This is a genomic window from Sulfuriflexus sp. (assembly GCF_032250955.1).
In the GTDB taxonomy this organism is placed as follows: domain Bacteria; phylum Pseudomonadota; class Gammaproteobacteria; order AKS1; family AKS1; genus Sulfuriflexus.
Genome location: NZ_JAVVES010000093.1, coordinates 1 through 7,397 on the forward strand (window position 1 = coordinate 1; position 7,397 = coordinate 7,397).

6 protein-coding genes are annotated in these 7,397 nt (G+C 55.4%); 1 reads left to right on the top strand and 5 read right to left on the bottom strand.

Features of this window, described 5'->3' with window-relative positions:
* Positions 1-301 precede the first annotated feature (301 nt).
* The 5 genes from RQ738_RS12650 to RQ738_RS12670 form a co-directional block, all read right to left on the bottom strand.
* Entirely contained in the window at positions 302-784 is a 483-nt protein-coding gene (locus RQ738_RS12650) for a DsrE family protein (RefSeq protein ID WP_314165626.1), read from the bottom strand.
* A 73-nt stretch (positions 785-857) separates the two neighbouring features.
* On the bottom strand, positions 858-1,388 hold the full coding sequence (locus RQ738_RS12655) for a DsrE family protein (protein ID WP_314165628.1): 531 nt from the start codon (positions 1,386-1,388) through the stop codon (positions 858-860).
* Between the two features lie 273 nt (positions 1,389-1,661).
* Positions 1,662-2,231 (bottom strand): TetR/AcrR family transcriptional regulator, encoded by a 570-nt coding sequence (locus RQ738_RS12660; protein ID WP_314165629.1) that lies wholly within the window; start codon positions 2,229-2,231, stop codon positions 1,662-1,664.
* Positions 2,232-2,360: 129 nt separating this feature from the next.
* A complete protein-coding gene (locus tag RQ738_RS12665; protein ID WP_314165630.1) occupies positions 2,361-3,815 on the bottom strand; it encodes a tetratricopeptide repeat protein in 1,455 nt (484 codons plus the stop codon).
* Positions 3,816-3,984: 169 nt separating this feature from the next.
* Positions 3,985-5,037, bottom strand: a complete 1,053-nt coding sequence (locus RQ738_RS12670; protein WP_314165631.1) for a lipid A deacylase LpxR family protein — start codon at positions 5,035-5,037, stop codon at positions 3,985-3,987.
* Positions 5,038-5,145: 108 nt separating this feature from the next.
* Between RQ738_RS12670 and RQ738_RS12675 the strand changes: the two genes are divergently transcribed.
* Entirely contained in the window at positions 5,146-7,362 is a 2,217-nt protein-coding gene (locus RQ738_RS12675) for a YdbH domain-containing protein (protein ID WP_314165632.1), read from the top strand.
* Positions 7,363-7,397 lie beyond the last annotated feature (35 nt).

Here is a 7,397-nt window from a genome sequence, read left to right on the forward strand (position 1 = left end):
CAATGTGTTATCGAATCTAAATCCCCTCACCCTAACCCTCTCCCGAAGGGAGAGGGAATTAACGGGACAGCAGTGACCTGGTGTGAAAACAGACATGGACGGCCTGTATGTCTGCTTTTTTACCACGTCGTGACCAGGCCTGGTCTGACCCCGAGCCCTGCAGTGGATTACACAAGCCTGCCAGGGCCCGCATTCTGGCTGCCCGCTGAGAGACAGCTGTTTCAATGGCCGATATCTGAAGTATTGAGAACCAGCTGGAACAGACAACGATTCTTAACCGGATTGAGCCCGCTGCAAGTGCTTATTGCATATAGGCGTAACCTGCCTTTTGCAGACGTACAATCTCAGCATCGGCCATCGGTACCATGGTAACGAAACCATGGATATCAGCGGGGGCCAGGCCACGTAATTTTGCCGAGGCCTGGCACATTCTGAACTCGACGGTTTCATTTAAAGTCTGGCTATGCGCGAGTTCCATCAATTCCCGGTATTGCTTAAACCTGGCAGTCGAAAAAAAAGGGATTGCATCCCCGTGAATCACCATGATGATTTTAGTCTCAAATGGATCGTTACCATTAAGCCTGCTCAGATAACCCGCACGAGACAGGATATTGGCAAGCTGCTGTTCACTGGCTGCGGTCAAATCATAGACCACTTTCTGTTTTTGATACACCGGTTGGACACTTGTGGCCTGCCCCCATGGCATCAAGGTATCGGCCATGACGATATTAAACGTCGCCAGCATAAATGCCACGGCGACCACGAAAAGCTTACATCTGTTCATTCATTTTTCTCGAATCTGTTTATAACGCAAAAACGGCTCCCAGGATTCAGGGAGCCGTTAGGGTGGTCATGTATTATTTCTTGTTTTTCAGTTCCGGATGATCCAGGTAGCGCACACCTCTTACAGGTAAAGGCAGGGGATTAATATACTGGTAGCCTTTGTCTTGCAAGTAGGCAATCTCGGGAAAACCGGCAGGCACAATGGTTACAAACCCGTGCATGTCTTCCGCCTTGAAGCCGGCAGCGCGCATGGCATTGTTACACATGCGAAATTCAACACCAGCCTCTGCCAGTGAGGCCAATTTGTCTACAGCACCCTGATATTTCTCATAGTTTTCCTTGGCGAAAGCACGAAGTTCAGGCCCGTGTGTGACGACGACCATCTTGCCCTTGAGTTGCACGGATGTGTTTTTGATAAAGGCATACAGGACATTAAGCTTCTTCGGGTCATCGTAATTGACATCAAACACGGCATTTATTACCGGGTATTCATGCATGTCCACCTTGGCGGTGCCATATGGGGCAAACTCTGCGGCATTGGCGTTGCCGACTGACAACATTGCCAGCATACCGATGGTGGCCATCATTAAGCGTACTGATTTCATTCTTGTCACTCCTGTTATTTATAATAGTGATTACACGTATTGCACATCCGTGGCGGTTCAATCTCCATACAAAAAGGATAAGGGGTCGGAGTCGTGTGGGCGTGATGATTCGCTGGAACAACGCGCCGCGACGTTGACGAGTAGTTCAAAAGCACCTTTAAGCAACGACTCCGACCCCGCTGGATTATGTGTTCATGCACTTCAATCAACCTGGTTACCTTGTTTACCCGGAGCTTACCGCTTGTCAGGCTTATGTTAACGGGTGTTTTTTAGTTATAACTCTTTCAGCCACCGGTTGAGCTGCCTGGCCTCGCTCAGGATGACTTGCGGGTCGCCAAAGGCATTCGCCAGCAGGCTCACCCCTTGCAAGGCGCTCATTAAATGGATGGCCAAATCACCGGCCTGGCGACCAGTCTTGCCCAGTTCCCGAAACTGCTCCTCGCACCATTTGGCGAGCAGGCGCAGCGGCTCCGCTGCCAGTTCACTAAGTCGATCGTGCTTCTTGGCCAATTCATAGCAGAGACTGCCGACGGGACAGCCGTAACGACTATCAACTTCCCGGTCATCAACCCATACCTGGATCAGGGCCTTGAGCCGCTGCCGGGGGTCAGCCAGTTCATTCCATTGCTTGATGAAGTCATGCAAACCCGCCATTCGCGCATCGAGAATAGCGGTGACTATTTCGTCTTTGGTCTTGAAGTAATAGTAGATACTGCCTTGCGGGACCTGTGCCTCTTTTGCGATGTCCGCAAGCAATGTTCGCTGGAATCCGCGTTCATATACGACCCGGGTCCCGGCCTCTACCAGGCGGCTGTGTTTGACGACGGCTCGTTCTTGCTGCACGTTTGGCTCCCGCTTAAAAGTAAGTATGCTTACTTAGTCTAGGCGGTACTCAAGGCGATGTCAATCTGCTCTAGATGACCCGGAGACATGAATTTTCAGATCAGAAGTGAACCATTCCGACATCACCACTTATTCAGTACGCGTAACCACCGGCACGCGGTATTGCCGGGAGATCCTTGCTGCCGCCTCATGCTTGCCTAACTCACATAATGTGCTGAAGAGCCCGCTGGCGGCATAAGTGCGCAGGCCTTCATGCACGGAAGGTTCATCGGCGCGCTGCAAAAACGCGCTGAAGTAACGCTCGGCCTCCGCATATTTCCTGTCCATGTAAGCGGCGGCAGCCTTGCTGATTTCCGGATTATTGAGGTAGTCCTGGACGCTGAAGCCAAAATCCTTGCCCGGCGGCAGACGCGGGCAATGACCGGCATTGCGGGGATAGATTTTCATGGCCTCTTGCGCCGGCAGGTATTCCTGCTCCGCCGCCTTACGGAACCACTTTCTGGCCTCTTCGTGGTCTTGTGCGACACCTTCACCTTTCGAGTACAGATAGCCAAGGTTGTACTGGGCCGATGCATGACCCTGTTCCGCCGCCTGGTGAAACCACTTTGCGGCCGCCGCGTAATCCTGCGTCACGCCCTTGCCCTCAATATACAAATAGGCGAGATGGTACTGGGCCGGCGCCTCACCCTGTACCGCCGCCAGCTCGTACCATTTTGCCGCCTCTCTATAATCGCGGGGAACACCTGTGCCTTCGGCGTACAAAAAACCAAGGTTATGTTGTGCCAGTGCATCACCCTGATCGGCCGCCTTACGGAACCATTTGACGGCCTCGGCATAGTCCTGTGAAACCCCTTCCCCCTCAGCGAACAGTAACCCCAGGCTGTTCTGTGCAAGGGCATGACCTTTTTCCGCCGCGGCCCGGTACCATTTTACGGCCTCATAATAATTTTGGGCGACACCCCGGCCTTCAGCATAGGCATAGGCAATGTCGACCTGCGCCTGCAGTATGCCCTGCTCTGCGGCCTTCCTGAACCACTTGACGGCCTCGCCATGGTCTTGCGGGACACCTTTGCCCTCGCGGTATAAAAACCCCAGGTTATACTGCGCCGATGCATACCCCTGTACGGCTGCCAGCCTGTACCAGGTTTCAGCCTGCGCATAATCCTGCGTAACGCCCTGACCTTCATAATGCAACAGACCCAGGTTGTACTGTGCGAGCGCGTAACCCTGTTCCGCCGCGCGCCTGAACCACCACACGGCCTCTGCATAGTCCTGAGACAGGCCCTGCCCCTCAGCGCACATGAGGGCAAGGCTGTTCTGTGCCGTGACCTCGCCCTGTTCGGCTGCCCGCCGGTACCAGTCGGCGGCTTCTGCATAGCTCTGCTCGATCCCCTTTCCCTGTGCGTATAAGAAGGCAAGATTGGCCTGTGCGCCGGCATCACCGTCATTGGCCTCTTTCGAGCATGCTACGAATGCCGAGGTATACTCTTCGGACTCAATGAACGCGGAACAGGCACCACCAAAAGCAGGTATTGCGAGGAATACAGAGATAAAGAGGAAAATGATCCCCGTAGCTTTTTGCATTTTTATGCATCGACCTCTTAAATAGGCTTGATCCTATTTAGGCCGGTGCCTGACTACAACGCGTATTAATGCGTAAGCTGAAATGTTATGCAATCGAAAAGGCCGGAGATCATGCTCAAATTTTTACCAGCCCGGAAATACAAGAGGCGTTACCCGGGATTACACCTTTTCAGTAGCGTAACATGACATACATACCACCCCAGAGATGGCTCCGGTCGGCCTTGAGTACATTGAGTTCACTGGTCTTGCCATTAATGGCAAAAGTCACCTGCATGGGCTCAATGCTCAGAGTCACGCCCACCCCGGCATCATGCACAACATGTCGCAACTGGTCACTGTTGAAGGTAACGGCACTGTCGCGAAACTGGCCCTGCAGTAACACATCATAGGCAACGACGCGGGCGCGATAGGCCGCCCAAAGATACCATTCATTACCCGCCAGTGAGGGCAGGAAGCTGCCGCGATTAATCGGGTCGTAGGGCAGGCTCCAGACCGGGCTGGCAATATCGCCAGCCCGCAACGACAGGCCGACACTGGCATTTGTCTGGTAGCCAAGGCTGGTGCTGGTAGTGCCGGTCAAGTCCCAGCGGCCTTTCGCGCCGGCCAGCCGTTCTGCATAGGCCACCCGGAACCCCAGTGTGGGCTCACCACCATTGGATATCTGGTGCTGCCAGCCCTTCGGGTCCACCGGCTCCCTGTCATCGGTGACATCACGCCAGCTCGCATGCAAGGCTTGCTGTATCTCCCGCGCGACACTCGTGCCGAGCACACCGATACGCATCTCAAGGGCAAGCGCGCTTATATCATCAGTATAGACGCGCTTGTTACCGAGATAGATCAGGGATGCATAGGGACGATCATCAAACTGCGGCCTGCTGGCCGATAGATCATCGGGGGTAAAGTTAACCGAACCCAGGATGAAGCTGCGCTCGAAATAGGCATCTTCGGCCAGCAGGCCGAACCGGTGACCCAGCCACTTGACCGGCCTGTCCAGCAGGTAAAGGCCGTCCTCTTGCCAGAAGAACTCGGCCGCCACCCCCGTGGTGTAATCGCGGTCTTGATTGAAGCCGGCGGTCAACAGGTCCTGATCGAAATACAGCCCCACACCGCGATCATGCTGCGGCCGCGCCTCACCCGCCATCAGCGGTATCACCAGGCAAAGCGTGCCCGTACCAAACAGGCAGAGTAACAAGTAACGAATCAGAATATTCACTGTGGACATGCTATCCCTGTTTCCACCGACACCATAAAAGGGGGACAATAGCCAAAGGAGGTGACTAATGCCAGATAAGCCTATGGCCTACAGCCAGATATTCATACAGGGAGCCTTATGACAAGCAGGGGAAAATACCTGGTCGCCATACCTTTCCTGCTGCTGCTTGCCGCAGGCCTGTTGCTATACCGGCTGACCGATGTCGCGGCCTTTATCCTCGAACGTGAACTACGCGCCGCGGGCTTTACCGATATCGTGGTCGATATCGAGGCCATCACGACAACCCGCAGCAAGCTCACCACGCTGCAAGCCAGCCTTCCGGCGTTCAGCCTGCAGGCGGAGGCAATCACGCTACACTACACGCTTGCCGAATTACTCGATGGCCGCCTGGATGAAGTGGAGATCGACAGCCTCCAGCTGGGCATGCACAAACAGGCCGAGACCACGGGTGGTATCGCGTTACCGCCCTTGCCTGAACACTGGCTGGCGGCGACGCCATTCAAGCATGCCCGGGTCAAGCAGGCGCGAATCGACATGCCTGAAACCATTCAGGGCATCGCGCATCTCGATCTGCAGCTCGATCTCACACACCGTTCCGGCGCACTCGATGCGCACATCCAGCTCAGTGCGCCTGAGCGCCCACCGCTACTGCTGCAACTACGCGCCAATGATGACAACAACCTGCAGCTTGCCTTGCGCGGCAGCGCCACGACTGCCCCGGCGCTCACTGTGCAGAGCCACAACCTCACGGTTACACCTGACAAACTCAACACCGCCGTATTAATAGAGATGGATCTCGGCAGCCTGCACGCAATCGCAACAGAATGGCTGCCGGCATTTACCTGGCCGGCGCAGTTAAACTACTTTGACACCTTCAGCAGCGAGAGTGACCTCGAGTACCTCGTCACTCGCCGGCAATTACGCAGTGCCGGCAGCATATACCTGGGCGGTGTGAAGCATACACTCAAAGGCCCGGCTTCGTTCACTTATCACGAAGACCAACTTGCCTTCGTCATCAATAAATCCTTCAGCCTCGACGCCCGCGAACATACCATTGCCGGGGTAACGTTTCCGACCCTGCTACTGTCCGTGCAGGATGACGTTAACTGCGTCTACCACCAGGCACCGCTCAGCTGGCATTGCGGCACGGCCAGCCTGGGCTTGCGCGCACCGGTATTACATTACCCGCCATACGCATTACGCAGCGCACCCGGCACGATCACGCTACAGGAACTCGGTGGCGATGCTCACACATGGCGGCTGCATGCTGATCTCGACCTGCCCGGCGTCAACCTCGACCTGCCCGACAATACCATCCGGCTGGATCGGGTTTACACGCAATGGCAGATCGCACCGACTGAAATCCAGGCCAGTGCCAGCATACAGGCCGCCGATGGCGAACTGACAATGGCTGTCGAGGGCCGGCATGACCTGCAACAGCAATCCGGCACGACCGAGATCAAGCTGCAGCCGGTTACGCTTGGCGCCGGCAACAACCTTGCCGGTAAATTATTACGCCACTGGGCTTCCTCCCTGCAGCTTGAGGGCGGCCAGCTGCAGGGCCAGACCCAGCTCAGCTGGCAACAACAACATGGCGTGTTCGCGCTCGGGCAAAACAGCCGTATTGAACTTGATAATATTCAGGGCAGCGTCCAGCAATATCCGTTTAGCGGCCTTCAAGGCAAGCTTTATATCAGGGGTATCGACGACCTGCGCATAACCACCAGCGGTGACCTTCGTCTGGCGGACATCAACCCGGGCGTCCCGATCACCGATGTACGGCTCCGCGCGACGGCTAGCCGCAAGCCCGGCAAAGACTTTATCATCGACGTGCAGCACCTTAAGGCCAGTGCACTCGGCGGCAGAATCGCCGCAGACGCAACCCTGCTCGATCTGAATCAAGCAGAGAACCGACTGGTGCTCGACGTGCAAGGCCTGGATCTCGCCAGGTTGATGAATCTCGAACAAAAACAGGGTCTGGCCGGCACCGGCCAGTTGAACGGCACGCTGCCGCTCGTCCTCGGCAAGAACGGCCTCTCCATGGAGAACGGCAAACTCACGGTCCCACCGCCCTACGGGGTAATTCGCTACACAGGCGATGAGCGAGTTACGGCACTGGCAAGGAACAATGCGGAGGTCGAAATGTTGGTCAAGGTACTGAGCAATTTCCACTATAACCGTCTCGAAGCCGAGCTGGACTATGCGCCGGACGGGGATTTACTGGCCAAAGTCCGCCTGCAGGGGAAAAACCCGGAACTTCAAGGCGGTCGGCCTGTCCATTTAAATATCAATCTTCACTGCTGTCCCGTTAACTTTCACAGCAAAACCATCTGATTGACATCGTGTTGATTATCGCGTGGTGGATCGCC

Bases quoted from the DNA above. Each gene is read 5' to 3' on its own strand.
- RQ738_RS12650 (WP_314165626.1), bottom strand. From the start codon at position 784: ATGAACAGATGTAAGCTTTTCGTGGTCGCCGTGGCATTTATGCTGGCG.
- RQ738_RS12655 (WP_314165628.1), bottom strand. From the start codon at position 1,388: ATGAAATCAGTACGCTTAATGATGGCCACCATCGGTATGCTGGCAATG.
- RQ738_RS12665 (WP_314165630.1), bottom strand. From the start codon at position 3,815: ATGCAAAAAGCTACGGGGATCATTTTCCTCTTTATCTCTGTATTCCTC.
- RQ738_RS12670 (WP_314165631.1), bottom strand. From the start codon at position 5,037: ATGTCCACAGTGAATATTCTGATTCGTTACTTGTTACTCTGCCTGTTT.
- RQ738_RS12675 (WP_314165632.1), top strand. From the start codon at position 5,146: ATGACAAGCAGGGGAAAATACCTGGTCGCCATACCTTTCCTGCTGCTG.